This is a genomic window from Hymenobacter roseosalivarius DSM 11622 (assembly GCF_900176135.1).
Taxonomy (GTDB): Bacteria; Bacteroidota; Bacteroidia; order Cytophagales; family Hymenobacteraceae; genus Hymenobacter; species Hymenobacter roseosalivarius.
The window spans coordinates 1-18,262 of sequence record NZ_FWWW01000068.1 but is presented as its reverse complement, the minus strand read 5'-3'; the positions used below and the strand labels follow the sequence as shown (position 1 = coordinate 18,262).

Below are 18,262 nucleotides of genomic sequence, written 5' to 3'. Positions count from 1 at the left end.
ACCAAACGCAGGCCTATTAAAACCACTTCATCACCATCTCCATCATCTGCTTCACTTTCGGCGTGTAAGGCGGATACAACAGCTTAATCGACGTTTGGCCGATGCGCTGCCTGAGCACGGCCTTCAGATTGGAGAACGAGTCGAAGCCGTAGCGGCCGTGGGCGCGGCCCATGCCACTGTTGCCGAGGCCGCCGAAGGGCAGCTCGGGGTGCATGAGGTGAATGATAGTATCGTTAATAGATACACCGCCGGCGGGGGCGCGCAGGAGCACGTAGCGGCGGTTTTCGGCGCTGCGACTGAACAGGTAAAGGGCCAGTGGGCGGGGCCGGTCGTTGATGAAGTCTACGGCTTCCATGAGGGTGCGGTAGGTACGCAGGGGCAGCACGGGGCCGAAGATTTCTTCTTTCCAGAGGCCCGCTTCCGGCGGCACTTCAGCCAGCAGCGTGGGCTCAATGAAGTTCTCGGATGAATCGACGATGCCGCCCATCTCCAGAATGCCCCCCAGGCGCTGTCCTTCCTCTAGCAACTTGCTGACCCGTTGAAAATGATGCTTATTCACGATGCGGGCGAAGGTATTCGACTGTTGCACGCCTTCGCCCGTGGGGTCGTGGAGGCGGCGGGTGGCGGCCCGGATTTCGTCTATTAACTTGTCGCGCACTTTCTCATGGACCAGCAGGTAGTCGGGGGCCACGCAGGTCTGGCCGGCGTTGAGGAATTTGCCCCACACGATTTTCTCGGCGGCGTCGCGCAGATGGGCGGTTTCATCTACTAGTACCGGCGATTTGCCCCCCAGTTCCAGGGTGACGGAGGTAAGGTGCTCGGCGGCGGCCCGCATGACTATTTTGCCCACCTGCGGGCTGCCGGTGAAGAAAATATGATCGAAAGGCAGCTTCAGCAGGGCCGTGGATACGTCCTTGTCGCCTTCGCACACCACGACCTCGCTGGGGTCGAACACCTCTTCCACCATCTGGCGGATGAGGGCGCTGGTGGCGGGCGTCATTTCGGAGGGCTTCAGGATGCAGCAGTTGCCTGCAGCCAGGGCCGACGTGAGCGGGTCGACGGCCAGGTAGAAGGGGTAGTTCCAGGGGGCAATGATGAGCACCACGCCCTTGGACTCGGGCTGCACCCAGCCTTTAGCGCCCATCATCGCCAGCGGCGTACCCACGCGGCGCGGCTTCATCCACTTGCCCAGGTGCTGCATGGTGTGCTTCAGTTCCACCTGCGACACGTAGATTTCCGACATATCCACCTCCTCTGGGGGCTTGCGAAAGTCGGCGTACATGGCTTGCTGAATGCGCGTACGGTTGTTTTCTATCCACTGGCTCAGCTGGCGCAGGCGCGCAATCCGCTCACTAGCCTTCTCCCGACGCAGCACTTCGCTACGGGTTTTGAGTCGCCCAAAAAGCTCCGGCAGCGCAGCCGGGTCAAAGGTTGCGGAAGCGGCAGCAATTGAAGTATCAAGCGTTTCCATGCGGGAGGGTGAGGCAGTAAAGAGCGTCTTCTAAGGTACGGAATTTTGCCACTCAGCCTACGCAGGTAGTGATTTAGCGCAACAGACACTTTTATTTGCAAAAAAGCCCCCCAGTAAATTCTGGGGGGGGGCTTTTTACTTAAAAGGCAGTCAGGCGGCGCAGTGCGAAGCATCTGGCTCGCGGTAAAAGCAGGAGTAGTAATCAGGCATCAGCACGCCAGATGCTTCGCACTGCGCTGCCTGACATTCCTCCAATTTGAGCGCCATTTACAGCTCCAGCAGCTTACGTATTCACCGTTTCGCCGCCATTGGGGTGCAGGGTTTGGCCGGTGAAATACGTGGAGTCGTCGGAAGCCAGGAATACGTAGGCGGGGCCCACCTCGGAAGGCTGACCGGGGCGCTTCATCGTCGTGTCTTTGCCGAAAGCAGCGACTTTGTCGGGCGAGAAGCTAGCGGGGATGAGCGGCGTCCAGATGGGGCCGGGGGCTACGGAGTTCACGCGGATTTTCTTCTCGGCCAATTGCTGGGCCATCGACCTTACAAAGACAGTAATTGCGCCCTTCGTGGCAGAGTAATCGACGAGCTGCTGGTTGCCCCTGTAGGCGTTGATAGACGAAGTGCAGATGATGGAGTCGCCTTCTTTCAGATGCTTGAGGGCGGCCCGCGTCACGCGCACGAAGGAGAAGAAATTGACCTGAAAGGTGTCTTCCCACTGCTCATCCGAGGTGTCGGTCAGGTCGGTGCTGACGAACTGCTCGGCGGCGTTGTTCACTACAATGTTCAGGCCGCCCAACTCGTCTACTGTGCGCTCCACGATTTGCCGGCAGTACTGCCGGTCGCGCAGGTCGCCGGGCAGGGTGAGGCAGCGCTGACCGGCTTCTTCTACCAACTGGCGCGTTTTGTAGGCATCCTCTTCCTCGGTGGGCAGATAGGTAATGGCCACATCGGCGCCCTCACGAGCAAAATGCACGGCCACGGAGCGACCAATACCCGAGTCACCGCCGGTAATGAGGGCAACTTTGCCTTGCAGCTTCGCGCTGCCTTTATAACTGGCCCGGATATACTCGGGCTGGGGCGTCATTTCCTGCTCCAGGCCGGGCTGTTGGTCCTGGGCCTGCGGTGGCAATGACGTGGGTTTATTTTCCATAGCGTGTGGTTGATTAGGATGAAACCTAACAACGCGGCTCACTATGCAGGGTTATTGTTCAGCTGGGCAGAAGCTGGGGGGCTTTTTGCCTTTTGCCAGGCGGGAACGTTTTGCCGCCGGTCGTGTGTAGAAGTCTAGATTACAAGCTTTTAACTTCTCGCTGTTCCTACTACATGTTGCTGATTTTTAAGCGCCTCCCGACGCGCTGGATGGTGGCTATGCTCTCAGGTGGGCTCCTGCTGGCTGCGCAGTCGGCCGGCTCTATCGCTCCTATTCGTTTGCTTCCGGCCGCGCAGACGTTTGCCTCTCAGGAGTTTTACATAGCCCAGGTAATTGATGAGCGCAAGGACCGTCGCACCGTGGCTACCCTGCTCCCCCCTCCTGCCACCGCGGCCCCCATGCCCAAAACGGAGGCCGTGGACTTGCAGGGCGGCAGCCTGCCCGCCATTCGCCAGTTTATTCAACAAAGTCTGCCCGCGAATAAGAAGCTGCGCCCGCTCACTATTCGCCTTCGCGAATGCCGGGTAACGGAGACTTCCGACCCTAAGGCTCCAGGCCGAGTAGAGGGTCGCGTGAGCATAAAAATGGCGTTCGACTGGCAACGCGACGACCAGACCGTGGCGTTAACCGAGTATCAGGGCGCGGCCCGCTATGGCCGCCCCGCTGGTCAGCTTGCCGTAGTGGAGCCCACTCTGCGCCAGGCCCTGACCGAGGCTGTGCGGTACCTGCACACCTGGGTAAGGCAAAATGCCCCCCACAACGCCAAACTAGCCACTGGCGTACAGGTTTTCTTCACCGATTACACCGAGAATCAGGAAGCAGACACGCTTTTTTACGACCCCAAGCGGCCCCTCGATTTTTCTGATTTTGCGGGCACCCGCCGATCTGGGGGCAATACCGCGGCCGTAGTATTTCCCAACTTCGCCTACCAGGGCTCCACGAAGGTTGTGGGGGGCAAAATGCAGCTCCGCATCGCTATGAAAACGTTCGTGGTGCGCAGCTCCTCCTGGGTAGCCGACTACGCCCGCACGCCCGCTACCCTCAACCATGAGCAGCGCCACTTCGATGTCGTGAAGCTGGTGGTGGAGCGCTTTAAGCATCGAATTAAGCAGGATACACTATCCGTCGATTATTACGCCGGCCACCTGCAGCACCAATACCTGTTGTCGTATCAGGAAATGAACCGCCTGCAGGAGCAGTACGACGGCGAAACCGGCCACGGCACGAACGATGCGGCGCAGGCGCGCTGGAATAAGCGCATTACGAGGGAATTGCAGGCGTTGGCCTCCCCCCCCAGCCCCCTCCCCCAAAAAGAGGGAGAGCCTGTCAATTAGCCTGCGCAGCTACGTCGGCTACCGCCCCCGCAACCGCTGCCCTAAGGACAACTCATAAAAGCAAAAGCCAACGACGCCTAGTCGTTGGCTTTTACAATCTTTGTTTTGCCAATGTAGTAGCCATGCTGGAGGCGACAGTCGACAGGGCGGTGTAGGCCGGGCGTATGGCTTTCCTCTCCTCTTGGAGAGAGGGCTGGGGGGTGAGGCTAGTCTTTCACTTTGCGCTCACCATCATCGGCGTCGCGCTTTACTTTGGTGCCGTTAGGGTATTTTATTTTCCGGTCGCCATCTTTGTCCACTTTCACGGTGCGGCCGTCGGCGTACACGGTTTTCGATTCACCGTTCTTCTTCCTCTCGGACTTCACGATGACCGGGCCCTGGCGGCGGGTAGGAGCAACAGCGGGAGCAGCGGCAGTTGTAGTAGCCGACCTCTCCTCTTCCGCCTCGGCGGCGTATTCCTCGCCGGTGTAATAGGTAGCGCGCTTCTCCTCGTACGTCATGTAGCGCTCATCGTCCTTCACAATATCTTTAATCTTGGTATCGGTGTCGCGGTCGATTGCACGCAGCGCGGTGGTGCGGCCGGTGGTGTCGGCAGCGTAGCGGGTGTCTGCTTCGCCCAGCCGGGTAGCGCGGGTGTCATACACGCGGCGCACCTGGCGCACCTGGGCGGTATCGGTGATACCCAGGTCGGTGGCGACGCGGTTGGCGACGCGGTTGCCTTGCTCGCGGTAGAGCATTACCACGTCGTTGTCGGCTACAACGGCCGTATCGGTTGAGGGCGTCGTGGTCGCATCCACGGCGGCTTGTTTGTCGGAATTGCAGGAGGTCAGCGACAGGGCGGTAGCGCAGGAAAGGAGAATCAGGGCAGACTTCATGGGCGAGGGAACAGAAAATGAAAAATAGGCATTACTTAATACGTTGCCATCGGCCGCTGTACGGAGCCGGTTGAGCTGAGGTTGAGTTAGGCCGATAGAAATAGCACTCTTCCTTTTTGCCTCGCTCAGTGCTCAACGCTCACACCATGAGGAGAGCTGACTTGCTAATCATCGGTTTAATTACTGCTTATCAAGCAAACAAATCTTCTTTGCTTGCTGATCTTATTTCTTATCGAAACAATTGTAGTACCCATAGCTTACTCATCCAATAAATTTGATTTGTCTCGTTCATGCCGCATCAACACTTTATAATTCATAAGCCGTACGGGTACTTAAGCCAATTCGTGTGTGAATTAAAAAAGAAGAAATTATTAGGTGACTTACACGATTTTCCGGCAGGAACGATGGCTATCGGGCGGCTGGATGAAGAAAGCGAGGGCCTGTTACTGCTGACCACCGACGGAAAAATGAGTGAGCAGGTGCGCAGCAAAAAAGTAGAGAAAGAATATTACGCCCAGGTGGACGGCATAATTACCGACGAGGCAATTCAGCAATTACAGCAAGGCGTCGAAATTGGCATTCGCGACGTAAAATACCAGACCAAGCCCTGTGCCGCCTTTAAAATAGAAACCGCCCCGGAATTTGCCCCCCGCACCCGCAAAATCCGCGACGACCGCCACGGGCCGACTAGCTGGGTGTCGATTACGCTCACCGAAGGCAAGAACCGGCAGGTGCGCAAAATGACGGCGGCGGTGGGTTTTCCGACTCTGCGCCTGCTGCGCGTACGGATAGGCGCTATTCATCTGCACGATTTGCCCCCCGGTGCCCTGGTTGAACTTGACAGCTTTTCCCTCTCTCAGCAACTGGAAGAAGTGGAATTGCTGTAACTTTGATAATTCCCTGCCGCGCTGCCGCTGCCGTCAGGCGGGCGCGCCCCGCGGTTCAGCTCTGTACTAAGACGTTTATGCTTTGTGCTGAACTTTAGTTTTTCGCCATCTGTCTTAAGATGATGGCCTGCTTTGGGGGGCCGGCTTTGCCTGGCATAACAATGTGTAATCCTTAAAACCTAAAAAATAAAAATGGCTAGATCACAAGCAACGTTTGGTAAAAAAGAAAATGAGAAAAAGCGATTAAAGAAGCGGACTGATAAGGCCGAGAAGAAGGAGGAGCGCCAGGCAAACGCGCAGAAGGGTCAGAGCTTAGAGGATATGCTGGCGTACGTGGACGAGAACGGCAACATCGTCGATTCTCCTCCGGATCCGAAAAAGAAGAAGGTTATTAATCAGGAAGATATCCGGATTACGACCATGAAGCAGGAAGACATGGAGCAGCCCGACGTTATCCGGAAGGGCACGGTGACTTTCTTCAACGACTCGAAAGGCTACGGCTTTATCAAGGATCAGCAGACCCAGGAAAGCATTTTCGTGCACGCCAACGGGCTGATTAACCAGATCAAAGAGAACGACAAGGTGATTTTCGAAGTGGCCATGGGCCAGAAAGGACCAACCGCCGTTTCCGTTAAATTGGCCGAGGCTTAGCTTTTGATAAAACGATCTACGCCAGCGTACTAACTTCGGCATAAACGCGGCAGCAGCTCTGGGAGCTGCTGCCGCGTTTGTTTTTGGCCTAGGCGCACGGCGTGGCCGCAGCCAAAAAAGCCCCCCAACGCAGCTTCGGAAAAGCTTTGCCGCAACTCTGGTTAGATTTGGAGGTGGTACGGCGGCTTTCCCGGCGCTGAAAGCCGCCTCCCTTACGCCCCTTCCCTATGACCACCCAACCGCCCCATAATGATGCCGAGAAGGATTTATTGCACCCCCGTAACCGCCACCGGGGCCGCTACGATTTTCCGCAACTTATCAGCACCTCGCCGGAGTTGGCCGCTTTTGTAGCGGTGAATAAGTACGACGATGCCAGCCTTGACTTCGCCAACCCTGAAGCGGTAAAATCCTTGAATCGGGCACTGCTGAAGCAGTTTTATGGCATTCAGCACTGGGATATTCCGGCCGGCTACCTGTGCCCGCCCATCCCCGGCCGCGCTGACTACATTCACTACTTGGCCGACTTGCTCGCCTCCGTCAATGCTGAGGTGATTCCCAGAGGCAAAAGCATTCGGGTGCTCGACGTGGGCGTGGGGGCCAATTGCATCTACCCCATCATCGGGCGCAAGGAATACGGTTGGCGCTTCGCGGGCACCGACGTAGACGTGGTAGCCTTGCGCATGGCCAGGCAGATTGTAGCCAGCAACGCCGCCCTGGCCAGCACAGTAGATATACGCCGCCAACCTACATCCACCCAGATTTTCAATGATATCGTCGAGCCCAAGGAGTTCTTCGACCTGACCATGTGCAATCCGCCGTTTCATGGCTCCCAGGCCGAGGCCGAGGCCAGCAGCAGGCGCAAGGAGCACAACCTGGGCACCCAAAAAGCCCCCCAGACCCCGCCCACCCAGAACTTCGGAGGCCAGGCGTCGGAGCTATGGTACCAGGGCGGCGAGGCCGCTTTTTTGTGGCGCATGGCCCAGGAAAGCGCCCTGAATAAAGGCAACGTCTTCTGGTTTACGACGCTGGTATCTAAAAAGGAAACCCTGCCGGGCCTATACAAGTCGCTGGAAAAGGTGGGGGCTGCGGAGGTGCGCACCATCAACATGGCCCAGGGCCAGAAAAGCAGCCGCATCGTGGCCTGGACGTTTCTGGATGCACAGCAGCAGCAGGCGTGGCGCGAGAAGCGCTGGGGGGCAAAATAGACGCAGAAATAAATGTGCGGCCGGGCTTCCTTTCGCTGCCTAGCTGCATCTCTGTTGTCAGCACCCCTTACCCAACAGTGGTGCGCTGCTTCACACGCCATCCACAAACCGCTTCCCGTAGCCTGTGGGCACCCAACGTTGCGACTGCTTCGAAAAGCTATTAAACCGTCATTTAGCCATTTTTTTATCCTTCAATCCCTTCCCCATCTCCAGTCATTTTATGAAAAAACTTCTTCTCCTGCTGGCCTGCTTCATCACCGGCGCCAGCTTCGCGCAAACCAAGCCAACGGAAGTTTTGCTCATTGGCACCTTCCACTTTAATAACCCGGGAGCCGACATAGTGAAGGTAAAAACCTTTGATGTGATGACCCCGAAGGTGCAGACCGAGCTGGAAACGATGACCGATCAGATCAATCTGTATCAGCCGGCTAAAATATTCGTGGAATGGCCCTGGGACGAGCAACGCGACCTGGATGCACTGTACGCGCAGTATCTGGGGGGCAAATATGAGGAGTACGTGACCGCCAAATACATCAAGCCGTCCCAGCGGGATTTCTATTTGAAGAACGAGATTTTTCAGCTCGCCTTTCGGGCAGGCAAAAAGCTGAAGCTGGCCAAAATCCATGCAATTGACTACAAAAAGACCAACTTCCCCTACGACAGCGTGATGAAGGCCATGAACGCGGCCCACCAGGACAAGCTGCTGAAAAACATCGATGCGCTGATGAAATCCCACCAGGCCAACACCAACAAAAAGCTGGAAACCTACACGCTCACCCAGCTTCTACTCGATCACAACAAGCCCGAAAGCCGCACTTTCGATACTAGCTTTTACCTAACGCTGCTGAACCGAGCCGGCACCGCCGACGCCTTCGTGGGGCCTTTCCTGGTGTCGGAGTGGTACCGGCGCAATTTGTACATGTATTCGCTGGTGCAGAAGCTCACCGAAACCCAGGACGATAAGGTGATGATACTGGCCGGCGCTAGTCATACGGCCATGATGAAGGAGTTTATCGATATCGATAACACTTTCCAAGTGAAGGAGCTGAAGGACGTTTTGAGCTTAAAAAAATAATCGGAGCCAGAAACGAGAAGAGGCTGACGCTACTGTAGCGTCAGCCTCTTCTCGTTTAAAAAGGAGTTGAAGTGCCCCTACAGCAACAGCACATCGATGCGGTGGGCGTGCACCATTTCTAGGGCAGTAGACCAGGCAAACACGGTGAAGTAGCCATCCTGCGACGCCACGAGCGCCACGGCGTCGCGCTGGTCGTACACGAACTGCGCGGCGGCGAGGTGGCGGGTGCCGCCGTTCTGGGCCGGATGTATATACTTGGCCTCACTTTCTACTACAGGCTCGGTTAGCACCATTTTATCGACCGGCGCGCTGGATTTGGCGCGGGCCACCTTCGCCCCGAAGGCCAGCAGATGATAGTCGCGGGTGATAATAGTGGCCCCATCGACGGCCGTAAAGCCCCCCACGATTCCAATGGCTCGTTGAATCTCTTCGCGCCACTCCCATTTGGCTTGCTCCTGCTGCCGGATTTCGGCAATGCCCGTGTACACGGGCAGCACGAGATACGTCATGGGGTGTACAATCGACTCCTGCCACTTCCGTGACTCGGTGGGCACTACGAGTACCAGTCCGCCCCGGCCGTGGGCGCGCATCACGGCGGCCAGCTCCACCAGCACGTTATCCAGTTCCCCGGCAGCATCGGGCAGCCCTGGGTCCGGCAGAAATTTCTGTAGCGCCGGGCAGTCGTCGACGGCCGTATTTTCGGCATCGACCAGCTGGAGCTGCTCGCCGCGCAGGATGGCCACGTTCACGAACTTGCCGAAGCCATCGGCGCGGCGGTGCTTGGCTACCAGCAGGCCGGGTTCCACTACTTCCAGCACCAGGCTCAGCGGGGAAGTGCCCGTGGCGGTGCCCCACACGTAGAGGCCCTCCGCATCGTACCACACGCCCAAATGAATGCCAGGCTGCTCCACGGCGGGTGCCAGCTTGAGCAGATTATATGGAATAAGCCGACGCTTGCTAAATTCCACCGCTTGGGTAGCCTGCGCGGGCTCCAGCAAAGCCAACGAAATCTTGGGCGAATGCCCTTCCTCCCGCCTTAAACTGGCCCAAAACGCCACGTCAATCATCACTTCCACCAAATGCGCCGACGGCGGCGGCCCCAGATGAAGTGCCTGCTGGGCGCTGGCGGACGCCCGGTGCCGGGCAAAGTGCGCTTCAATCATCGGGGCCACCACGCGGGCCGCCAGGTAGGTGGGTTCAGAAAGCATACAGGCAGGTACAGAGCTTTGGGAGTAGGAAGCTACTATACTTGCGCCGATTGGTCAAAGCTGGAGTGTCTTCTGTGTCGCCGAAGTTCAGGGCTGGGGGGCTTTTTGGCGGGTGCTTCGGCTGCTGATGGGTTTTCTTCTGCTTCGCTTATTACTTCAGATTGTTTGGTAGAAATCGGCAAGTGGTAGGCCGAGAGAAAGTTTCCATTAGAAATTGTCTACCGTCCACAAGTCATGTATTAGAGTGGACTAACTGTACCTGTATACATACATTGCTATTTTATATATCATAGCGGTTTTGTGAACAATGTATCCTTACTTTAAGCGGGCTGCGTATGGTAGCCGCAATGGTCAAACCAGTTCTGGGCATCCTGACTGGTAATGCAGTGGATAGCTGCTTGCAGAACAGTACATAGCGATGAAATTGCTGGCCAAGAAAGGCTAAGTCGATTAACAGAAAGCCCCGCTTGTTATTGACAAGCGGGGCTTTCTGTTAATCTATTATTGAAAATATTTACTTGAAAATCAACCTCTTAGTACGACGGGCCTTTATCGGTTTCCACCAGCTTCTCCTCGGCATCTACATACTCCTCGATGGGCGTGCAGGCACAAATCAGGTTACGGTCGCCGAAGGCGGAGTCGATGCGGCTGACGGCGGGCCAGAACTTGGCGGCGCGCACGTACTCGATGGGGTAAGCCGCCTGCTCGCGGGTGTAGGGCCGGTCCCACTCGTTGGCCATAATGGTCGCGGCCGTGTGCGGGGCGTGCTTGAGCAGGTTGTCCTTGGCGTCGGCGCGGCCTTCTTCCACAGCCCGTATTTCGTGCCGAATCCTGATCATGGCGTCGCAGAAGCGGTCGAGTTCCTCCTTGCTTTCGCTTTCGGTGGGCTCTACCATCAGCGTACCGGCGACGGGGAACGACACGGTGGGCGCGTGGTAGCCATAGTCCATCAGACGCTTGGCAATGTCCTCTACCTCAATGCCGGCCTTCTTGAAATGGCGGCACTCCAGAATCATCTCGTGGGCGCAACGGCCTTGGGCACCGGTGTAGAGCACGGGATAATGCTCTTCGAGGCGGGCCTTGATGTAGTTGGCGTTCAGAATGGCAATGCGCGTAGCCTGCGTCAGCCCTTCGCCGCCCATCATGGAGATGTAGGCATAGGAGATAGGCAGAATGCTGGCCGAGCCCCAGGGCGCGGAAGAAACGGCGCCGGTGGCTTTTTCGTGGCCTATTTCCACCACTACGTGGCCGGGCAGGTAAGGAGCCAGATCAGCCACTACGCCAATTGGACCAACGCCCGGCCCGCCGCCACCGTGCGGAATGCAGAAGGTTTTGTGCAGGTTGAGGTGGCACACGTCGGCCCCGATATTGGCGGGTGACGTCAGGCCTACCTGGGCGTTCATGTTGGCGCCGTCCATGTACACGCGGCCGCCGTGCTGGTGAATGGTGCGGCAGATGTCGATAATGGTTTCCTCGTACACCCCGTGCGTGCTGGGGTAGGTCACCATTAGGCAGGAAAGACTGGCGGCGTGCTGCTCGGCTTTTTGCTTGAGGTCAGCCACGTCGATGCTGCCGTGCTCATCGCTTTTCACGACCACTACCTGCATGCCGGCCATCACCGCCGAAGCAGGATTAGTACCGTGGGCCGAAGCTGGAATCAAAGCAATGTTGCGGTGGCCTTCGCCCCGACCTTCGTGGTAAGCGCGAATAACCAGCAAGCCAGCGTACTCGCCCTGGGCACCGGAATTGGGCTGGAGGCTGACGGCGGCAAAGCCAGTCACCTCGCACAGCCACGCTTCCAGCTCCTCAAAAATCTGCTTGTAGCCCTGGGCTTGCTCGCGGGGGGCAAATGGGTGAAGGCTACCGATTTCGGGCCACGTCACCGGAATCATTTCGGCGGTGGCGTTGAGCTTCATGGTGCACGAGCCCAGCGGAATCATGGAGTGAGCCAGGCTCAAATCCTTGTTCTCCAGCTGCTTCATGTAGCGCAGCATCTCGTGCTCGGAGTGGTGCGTGTTGAAGATAGGGTGAGTGAGGTAGTCGCTCTGGCGAACGAGGCTTGCGGGCCAGGTCAGCTCCACGTCGGCGGGCATTTCTACCGAGCCGGCTTCTTTGCCGAGTACTTTAGCGAACACTTTTACGATATCAGCAACGTCCGAGGCTTCGGTGTTTTGGTGTAAAGAAATACCCACGCGTACCTCGTCGAAGTAGCGGAAATTCAGGCCAGCGGCTTCGGCTTCGCGCTTCACGGCCTGCTGCAACTCCGGGCTTTCCAGACGCAGGTTTAGCGCATCGAAGTAAAACTCATTGCTCTGCTCCACGCCTAAAGCCGTCAGGGCTTTTTCCAAGGTTTGGGCTAAGGCGTGAATGTTGGTGGCGAACTGGCGGATGCGCTCGGGGCCGTGGTATACGGCATACATGCCAGCTAGTACCGACAGCAGTACCTGCGCCGTACAGATATTACTTGTGGCCTTTTCGCGGCGAATGTGCTGCTCGCGGGTTTGCAAAGCCATACGCAGGGCCTTATTGCCAGCCGCGTCGATGCTTTGACCGATAAGGCGGCCGGGAATTACGCGCTTAAACTGGTCTTTGGTAGCAAAGAAACCAGCATGAGGGCCCCCATAGCCCATCGGCACGCCGAAGCGCTGGGAGTTACCTACGCACACATCAGCGCCCATTTCGCCCGGCGACTTCAGTAGCGTCAGCGCCATCAGGTCGGCGGCGACGGTTACAAAAAGCCCCCCAGCGTGGGCCTGGGTGATAAAATCGGTGTAATCGAATACCTGGCCGTCGGCGGCGGGGTACTGAAGCATGGCCCCAAACAGCGCCTCATCGGTGAGGTCGGCGGTGCGGTGGTCGCCGATGACCAGCTCAATGCCGAGCGGCGTAGCACGGGTACGCAGCACATCAATGGTCTGGGGCAATACCAGCTCCGAAACGAAGAACTTCGTGGTGTTCTTTTTCTTGGTCTGGCTATGAAACATGTTCATGGCCTCCGCTGCGGCCGTGCCTTCGTCGAGCAGGCTGGCGTTGGCGATTTCCAGGCCCGTCAGGTCAATTATCATCGTCTGATAATTGAGCAGAGCTTCGAGGCGGCCCTGAGCAATTTCGGCCTGGTAGGGCGTGTAAGCGGTGTACCAGCCGGGGTTTTCTAGGATATTGCGCTGAATAACGGGCGGCAGCTGGGTATCGTGGTAGCCCAAGCCGATGTAGTTTTTATAGATTTTATTCTGACCAGCTATCTGCTTGAACTTAGCCAGGAAAGCGCGCTCGGTGAGGGCGGCGGGCAGATTCAGGGGGCGCTTGAGGCGGATGGCCGCCGGCACGGTTTCGTCGATAAGCTGATCGAGGGATTCCACGCCAATGGTGCGCAGCATCTGGGCTACGGCAGCTTCGTCGGGTCCGTTGTGACGGTCCACGAATACATCAGCGGGCTTGGTTTTCAGCAACATAGAGTGAAAATAGAGGTGGCAGGAAGAGGGGGCCGCACGGGCAGCCGAACCTTTAACAAAGGTAAGGCGAAAACCTCTGCTGATGATAGGATTATTAGGCTGGTAGAGGCCGGAGCGCCACTACGCCAAAATATTTAACCAGATTTGCCCCCCAATCCACCCAACCTCTATTCCCAGATGCGCCCGCTAACCATTGGTATCATTCGCGAAGGAAAAACGCCCCCCGACCTGCGTGTGACGCTCACCCCCAAAAAGTGCGTGGAGGCCGAAACACTGTTCCCCGGTTTGCATATCGTGGTGCAGGAGTGCCCTTCTCGCAGCTTTAAAGATCAGGAATACCGCGACCTGGGCATTGAAGTCCGGGCCGAGGTAGCCGACTGTGACTTGTTGCTGGGCGTGAAAGAGGTGCCGCCCGCGCAGCTCATTCCGAACAAAACCTATATGTTCTTCTCGCATACCGTGAAAAAGCAGCCGGCCAACCGAGAGCTTTTGAGGCAGGTATTAAAGAAGAATATTACCCTGATTGACTATGAGCTGCTGACCAATGAGCAGGGCGAGCGAATCGTGGCTTTTGGGCGCTGGGCCGGTATTGTGGGCGCCTACAACGGGCTGCTCACGTACGGCCGCAAGCACCAGCTATATGAGCTGAAACCTGCCTACCAGTGCGTAGACATGGAGGACATGCAGGAGGAGTTCTTTAAAGTGAAAAAATTGCCCCCCATCAAGCTGGCCGTAACCGGATCGGGGCGGGTGGCGCAGGGCGCAATTGAAGTGCTCGACAAAATGGGTATCCGGCGGGTGAGCGTGTACGATTATCTATACCTGACTTTTCACGAGCCGGTGTACACCCAGCTTCGCAGCAGCGACTACAACCGTCGGCGTGATGGCCGCGTGTGGGATACGCCCGATTTTCACCGCAGCCCGCAGGAGTACGAATCAACCTTTGGGGCCTTCTTGCCCGTCACCGATATGCTGCTGGCCTGTGCCTACTGGCACCCAGCCGCGCCCCGGCTGTTCAGCGAAGCGGACACGCGGCGCCCGGATTTTCGCATCACTACCATTGCCGATATTACCTGCGACGTGAATGGCTCTATCCCCACTACCAAGCGCAGCACCAGTATTCAGGCCCCGGCTTTTGATTATAACCCGCAGACCAGCGAGCTGGAGCCACCGTACTCCCGCCCCACCAATATCACGGTGATGGCCGTGGATAACCTGCCTTGCGAACTACCCCGCAACGCGAGCCGTGACTTCGGCCGGCAGTTACTGGATAATGTATTTCCGTATTTAGGTAGTGATAAGCCTGAGCCGATTATTGAGCGGGCTAGTATTGCTGCGGGGGGCAAATTGACGGAGCGCTACGCGTATCTGGCTGATTACGTAGCTGAATAGAGCAGGCTAGTCCGCCGACCGGACCGCGACGGCAATCTTGGAGTCGGCCGTGCCGTAGTACATAAACCACTGGCCTTTAAACCGGGCCAGGCCTTCCAGAAACACCACCTGATTGATCTGGCCCGTGGTTTCGTAGGGTAGCTCCGGCCGCATAAAAAAAGTATCCATGCGCTTGAGCAGCTTGGTCGGGTCGTTTTTATCGAATAGGGCTTGGGCGGCGGTGTAGGTGCCCACGGGCAGGGACTTGTCGCCAAATGAAGGCTCGTTGCGGCTGTTGTAGATCAAGCGGATACCTTGATCGGTGAGCATGGCGGGCGGGCCGGGCTCCACCAGGTCGCTGTCAAACTTGCCGGCGCGGGTAGGCAGTACGATTTTCAGCGTCGGCATAGTCAGGGCATGGGCGCGCAACGGCACGGGGGGCTTTTCGCCAGCCGCCATTTCCACCGGCGTCCAATGAATCAGGTCGTCGGAGGTAGCCAGCCAGATCTGGGCATCGCCCCAATACATCCAGTACTTGCCGTTAATTTTGGTCGCTACAATGCGGCCATCAGCGAGGTAGCGCGACACGATGGAGCCAGATTTGCTCCACTTATCCACGTATTTGCCCCCCGCTGCCTGGCTAAAGACGTTGCCGTACTTGGTCCAGGTCAGCAGGTCGCGGGAGGAGGCGACGTGCATCCGGGCCTTGTCGCCATCGTAGGCGGTGTAAGTCATATAATAGGTGCCGTCGGCGCTTTCTACCACGCGCGGGTCCTCGGTGCCGCCTGGCCACTCGTACTTCTTGTGGGCGTCGTTGGCTGGATGCAATACCGGCTCCTTGCGGCGGGTAAAATGCAGGCCATCCGTACTGGTGGCCAGCCCGATGCGCGAGGTTTTGCTGAACTTGCCCACTACGTTTTCGGCCCGGTACAGCATATATATTTTCCCGTCCTTCACCACTACGGCTGGGTTAAATACGTCCTTCTCTTCCCAAAGCACCGGCTGCTTCAGAATAGGATCCGTGAAGCGCCCCACCGTGCTCGGTCCCATCAGCGGATTGACGCTGTCTACTTTGGTGAGATTCAGCAGGGCCCAGCTGTCAGCGGCCGGGGCGGCGGGCGGCGTGGCTGCCAACTGACCGCGCTTTTCGTTGCAACTCACCAGCACGGTCAGCGCCAGGATAGCGGCACCTGCCAGGAAACGGCGGTTAGATATAGGGAAAAATAGTCATGGGGTAGGTTTAGTGAGTGAAGCGTTATTAGGCGGTAATTTTTACCCCATGCCCAAGGTAGAAGCGCGGAAAGTAAAACAGTCGCCGATGGCAGCTGCCTCCCTGTAAATCCACCGCCAAACAGTCGGGCAGCCTGCTGTCGGCTACACTCCCCGTAGCACTGGGTATTTAGCCTGTACTAGCATGTACACCCCGTAGGCCATCAGGCCCAAGGCTACGATGGCCAGGACGACGGGCCCCATGCCGGCGAGCAAATCGAAGGCGCCTTCCGTTCCCTGCACTTTACCGGAATTGGAGTGCAGCGCCGCTTGCAAGACAAAATAGCCGATAATGGCCATCACGATGCCACGGGCGGTATACCCGATCTGGCCGGTGCGGAACACTATTTTTTGCTGATCGGCGGGCAGGCTGCTGCTGTTGACGTGCTTGGCGAAGTTGCCCGAGTAAGCCCGATAAATCTGGTAAAGCCCGGCCCCGATAATGCCGAGGGCAATAGCGCCCACCAGCCACTGCCCGTACGGCTGCGCCAATAGCTTGGCTGTCATCGACTGCTGGGTGCTGCCGCCCCCTTGGTTCGCGGCCCCGCCACTGAACGCGGTCCGGCCCGCCGCGAAAGCCAGACCAGCGTAAAGTAGGCCACTACCGGCGTAGCCGAGTCGGCGGGCCAGGCCCTTCGCGTCAGAGCCCTTGTCTTCGGTATCGCGAAAGGCCTGGACGAGGCGCCAGATGACGTAGCCAAGCAGGCCAAAAGCTACTAAGCCTAGCAGAAACCGACCAAAGGGCAAATCCTGAATGGTTTGCAGTACTTGCTTCTTATCCGCTGTTTTGCCCCCCTGGACGCCCGTGGCGGCCATCACAGCCAGAGTGCCTAACACAAGGTACACCACACCCTTAGCCGCGAAGCCAAATCGGGCGAGGGCTTTAATACCCGATGAGGGTGAGTGGGGTAAAGCAGAAGTAATAGAGGAAGTTGCCATAACTGGATGATGGAAAGGGAGAGGAATATAGTGGACTAAGCGGGAGCAGGCAGCGCTAAGCACTCAAGGAGCACATAGTAGGCCGACCTAATAATCCTTCGGGTCGGTAAAGCTCAGCTCCCGCGCGAAGCAGGGTTTCGTTTTCAGCTAAGTCGAGGGTGAAGATGGGCTTGCCGTCCAGGGCGCCGCCAAGAAGCAAGCGCTCCAAATTGCCCCCCGCTGCCATGTACGGAATAAAGAATTGGTCGGCCAACTCGGCTACCAGCAGATTGCGAATGTCGGCCGTCTCCTGCGTAACGGTAGTTAGCTCTTCCTCAAACGGGGTAAGAAAAAGCAGGCGGTCCGCGGCCAGCTCCAACTCGTATTCCAACCCCATATTCGGCCGGATGCCCCGGCCCAGCGCGTACACGATGGGTTGCTGCTCGCCTTGCAGCAGATAGCGCAGCACGGTCTGCTCTAATAAGGAATGAAAGCCGGAAAGTACACAGTGGCGGTTGGCCCGCTGCTCCATAGCCCACAGATAGGTAAGGTGCTCAACGTGGCCAGGATAATTGCGCGAGCAAAGGAAAGCGGTTTTGGGTCGGGTCAGCAGGTCAAGGTTTCCCAAGGTATGCAGTTCTTCCGGAGCGATAGTCATACGCGGAAGGCCAGAGAAAACTGGCAGCTAAAAGCCAAGATGAGATGAAAAACCAGCGGAGCAGACGCAACAAAAACTCCGTACCAGCTTCTCACAGCTGGTACGGAGCTTATCGGATAAAGGTCAGCTGTAGAAGCTAAAAATTACGGTTAAACCAAGATTTTATTTCATCAGCTGTCTTTCCAGCTTTCTGCTGAAGTTCGCCCAGCCATTCGTCCTGACGGCCTTCCTGATACTCCATATCGTCGTCGGTCACATTGGCGTGCTCCTGCCGAAATTTGCCCTTCACTTCGTTCCAGGTGCCACGGGCACGCCATTCGGTGCTTTTGTCAATATCCATAGTCGTAGAGTTTAAGGGTGGAAATGAACTACTTACCTTGTAGCTTACGCCGTCTAGATGGTAAGGTTGAGCTCGGCCGTTAGTTCATCGTGCTTAAAGCAGATATCACCACGCCCACCAATACCACGGTGCCGGCCAGCAATCCTACGCCAAAGCCGCCGGCCGCCTTGCCTAGCTTCTGCCGCTGAGCCTGCTTTTGGTAGCCACTCACATAGCTTGGGTCATTCAGCAGCTCCTGATCAGGAACAATCATATGATGGCGTTTGGGGGGCGAGGCGGCAATGGCCGCGCCCGTCGCTATACCGGCTATTCCATACGCTGGTATACTCACGAATGTAGCCCCGGCAGTACCCCAGAAGGCCCCCGGCGATTTAAAATACTTCCGCGCATCTTCTCGGCCT

General features: G+C 57.3%; 15 protein-coding genes and 1 pseudogene. 6 read left to right on the top strand and 10 right to left on the bottom strand.

The window, feature by feature from the left end; genetic code table 11:
- Positions 1 to 16 precede the first annotated feature (16 nt).
- Complete coding sequence (locus B9A24_RS10430; protein WP_084445358.1) at positions 17 to 1,471, bottom strand: aldehyde dehydrogenase family protein; 1,455 nt, start codon at positions 1,469 to 1,471, stop codon at positions 17 to 19.
- Positions 1,472 to 1,754: 283 nt separating this feature from the next.
- Entirely contained in the window at positions 1,755 to 2,618 is an 864-nt protein-coding gene (locus B9A24_RS10425; protein ID WP_084445355.1) for an SDR family oxidoreductase, read from the bottom strand.
- 173 nt (positions 2,619 to 2,791) lie between these two features.
- Between B9A24_RS10425 and B9A24_RS10420 the strand changes: the two genes are divergently transcribed.
- Positions 2,792 to 3,952 (top strand): hypothetical protein, encoded by a 1,161-nt coding sequence (locus B9A24_RS10420; RefSeq protein ID WP_084445353.1) that lies wholly within the window; start codon positions 2,792 to 2,794, stop codon positions 3,950 to 3,952.
- A 206-nt stretch (positions 3,953 to 4,158) separates the two neighbouring features.
- On the opposite strand, the gene B9A24_RS10415 is transcribed toward B9A24_RS10420, so the two are convergent.
- Positions 4,159 to 4,827, bottom strand: coding sequence for a T-complex 10 C-terminal domain-containing protein (locus B9A24_RS10415; protein ID WP_084445351.1), 669 nt, complete (start codon positions 4,825 to 4,827; stop codon positions 4,159 to 4,161).
- A 290-nt stretch (positions 4,828 to 5,117) separates the two neighbouring features.
- Between B9A24_RS10415 and B9A24_RS10410 the strand changes: the two genes are divergently transcribed.
- From B9A24_RS10410 to B9A24_RS10395, 4 genes are all read left to right on the top strand, one after another.
- A complete protein-coding gene (locus B9A24_RS10410; protein ID WP_084445349.1) occupies positions 5,118 to 5,714 on the top strand; it encodes a pseudouridine synthase in 597 nt (198 codons plus the stop codon).
- 192 nt (positions 5,715 to 5,906) lie between these two features.
- Positions 5,907 to 6,365, top strand: a complete 459-nt coding sequence (locus B9A24_RS10405; protein ID WP_084445343.1) for a cold-shock protein — start codon at positions 5,907 to 5,909, stop codon at positions 6,363 to 6,365.
- A 227-nt stretch (positions 6,366 to 6,592) separates the two neighbouring features.
- On the top strand, positions 6,593 to 7,570 hold the full coding sequence (gene rlmF, locus B9A24_RS10400; RefSeq protein ID WP_084445341.1) for a 23S rRNA (adenine(1618)-N(6))-methyltransferase RlmF: 978 nt from the start codon (positions 6,593 to 6,595) through the stop codon (positions 7,568 to 7,570).
- Positions 7,571 to 7,790: 220 nt separating this feature from the next.
- Positions 7,791 to 8,645, top strand: a complete 855-nt coding sequence (locus B9A24_RS10395) for a DUF5694 domain-containing protein (RefSeq protein WP_084445339.1) — start codon at positions 7,791 to 7,793, stop codon at positions 8,643 to 8,645.
- A 77-nt stretch (positions 8,646 to 8,722) separates the two neighbouring features.
- On the opposite strand, the gene B9A24_RS10390 is transcribed toward B9A24_RS10395, so the two are convergent.
- Together B9A24_RS10390 and gcvP are read right to left on the bottom strand one after the other, a co-directional pair.
- Positions 8,723 to 9,853, bottom strand: a complete 1,131-nt coding sequence (locus B9A24_RS10390) for a putative sensor domain DACNV-containing protein (RefSeq protein WP_084445337.1) — start codon at positions 9,851 to 9,853, stop codon at positions 8,723 to 8,725.
- 533 nt (positions 9,854 to 10,386) lie between these two features.
- A complete protein-coding gene (gcvP, locus tag B9A24_RS10385) occupies positions 10,387 to 13,305 on the bottom strand; it encodes an aminomethyl-transferring glycine dehydrogenase (protein ID WP_084445335.1) in 2,919 nt (972 codons plus the stop codon).
- Positions 13,306 to 13,482: 177 nt separating this feature from the next.
- On the opposite strand from gcvP, the gene B9A24_RS10380 reads away from it, so the two are divergent.
- Positions 13,483 to 14,697, top strand: a complete 1,215-nt coding sequence (locus B9A24_RS10380) for an NAD(P)-dependent oxidoreductase (protein WP_084445334.1) — start codon at positions 13,483 to 13,485, stop codon at positions 14,695 to 14,697.
- 6 nt (positions 14,698 to 14,703) lie between these two features.
- On the opposite strand, the gene B9A24_RS10375 is transcribed toward B9A24_RS10380, so the two are convergent.
- From B9A24_RS10375 to B9A24_RS22075, 5 genes and pseudogenes are all read right to left on the bottom strand, one after another.
- Complete coding sequence (locus B9A24_RS10375) at positions 14,704 to 15,837, bottom strand: glycoside hydrolase family 130 protein (protein ID WP_234997183.1); 1,134 nt, start codon at positions 15,835 to 15,837, stop codon at positions 14,704 to 14,706.
- Between the two features lie 213 nt (positions 15,838 to 16,050).
- On the bottom strand, positions 16,051 to 16,884 hold the full coding sequence (locus tag B9A24_RS10370) for a DUF1206 domain-containing protein (protein WP_084445333.1): 834 nt from the start codon (positions 16,882 to 16,884) through the stop codon (positions 16,051 to 16,053).
- A gap of 55 nt (positions 16,885 to 16,939) precedes the next feature.
- Positions 16,940 to 17,521, bottom strand: a complete 582-nt coding sequence (locus tag B9A24_RS10365; RefSeq protein WP_084445332.1) for a hypothetical protein — start codon at positions 17,519 to 17,521, stop codon at positions 16,940 to 16,942.
- A gap of 136 nt (positions 17,522 to 17,657) precedes the next feature.
- On the bottom strand, positions 17,658 to 17,861 hold the full coding sequence (locus tag B9A24_RS10360; protein WP_143434896.1) for a CsbD family protein: 204 nt from the start codon (positions 17,859 to 17,861) through the stop codon (positions 17,658 to 17,660).
- Positions 17,862 to 17,940: 79 nt separating this feature from the next.
- Positions 17,941 to 18,262, bottom strand: a pseudogene (locus tag B9A24_RS22075) (hypothetical protein); the annotation flags it as partial.

Bases quoted from the DNA above. Each gene is read 5' to 3' on its own strand.
- B9A24_RS10380 (WP_084445334.1), top strand. From the start codon at position 13,483: ATGCGCCCGCTAACCATTGGTATCATTCGCGAAGGAAAAACGCCCCCC.
- gcvP (WP_084445335.1), bottom strand. From the start codon at position 13,305: ATGTTGCTGAAAACCAAGCCCGCTGATGTATTCGTGGACCGTCACAAC.
- rlmF (WP_084445341.1), top strand. From the start codon at position 6,593: ATGACCACCCAACCGCCCCATAATGATGCCGAGAAGGATTTATTGCAC.
- B9A24_RS10425 (WP_084445355.1), bottom strand. From the start codon at position 2,618: ATGGAAAATAAACCCACGTCATTGCCACCGCAGGCCCAGGACCAACAG.
- B9A24_RS10410 (WP_084445349.1), top strand. From the start codon at position 5,118: ATGCCGCATCAACACTTTATAATTCATAAGCCGTACGGGTACTTAAGC.
- B9A24_RS10430 (WP_084445358.1), bottom strand. From the start codon at position 1,471: ATGGAAACGCTTGATACTTCAATTGCTGCCGCTTCCGCAACCTTTGAC.
- B9A24_RS10365 (WP_084445332.1), bottom strand. From the start codon at position 17,521: ATGACTATCGCTCCGGAAGAACTGCATACCTTGGGAAACCTTGACCTG.
- B9A24_RS10390 (WP_084445337.1), bottom strand. From the start codon at position 9,853: ATGCTTTCTGAACCCACCTACCTGGCGGCCCGCGTGGTGGCCCCGATG.
- B9A24_RS10420 (WP_084445353.1), top strand. From the start codon at position 2,792: ATGTTGCTGATTTTTAAGCGCCTCCCGACGCGCTGGATGGTGGCTATG.
- B9A24_RS10360 (WP_143434896.1), bottom strand. From the start codon at position 17,861: ATGGATATTGACAAAAGCACCGAATGGCGTGCCCGTGGCACCTGGAAC.
- B9A24_RS10415 (WP_084445351.1), bottom strand. From the start codon at position 4,827: ATGAAGTCTGCCCTGATTCTCCTTTCCTGCGCTACCGCCCTGTCGCTG.
- B9A24_RS10395 (WP_084445339.1), top strand. From the start codon at position 7,791: ATGAAAAAACTTCTTCTCCTGCTGGCCTGCTTCATCACCGGCGCCAGC.
- B9A24_RS10405 (WP_084445343.1), top strand. From the start codon at position 5,907: ATGGCTAGATCACAAGCAACGTTTGGTAAAAAAGAAAATGAGAAAAAG.
- B9A24_RS10370 (WP_084445333.1), bottom strand. From the start codon at position 16,884: ATGGCAACTTCCTCTATTACTTCTGCTTTACCCCACTCACCCTCATCG.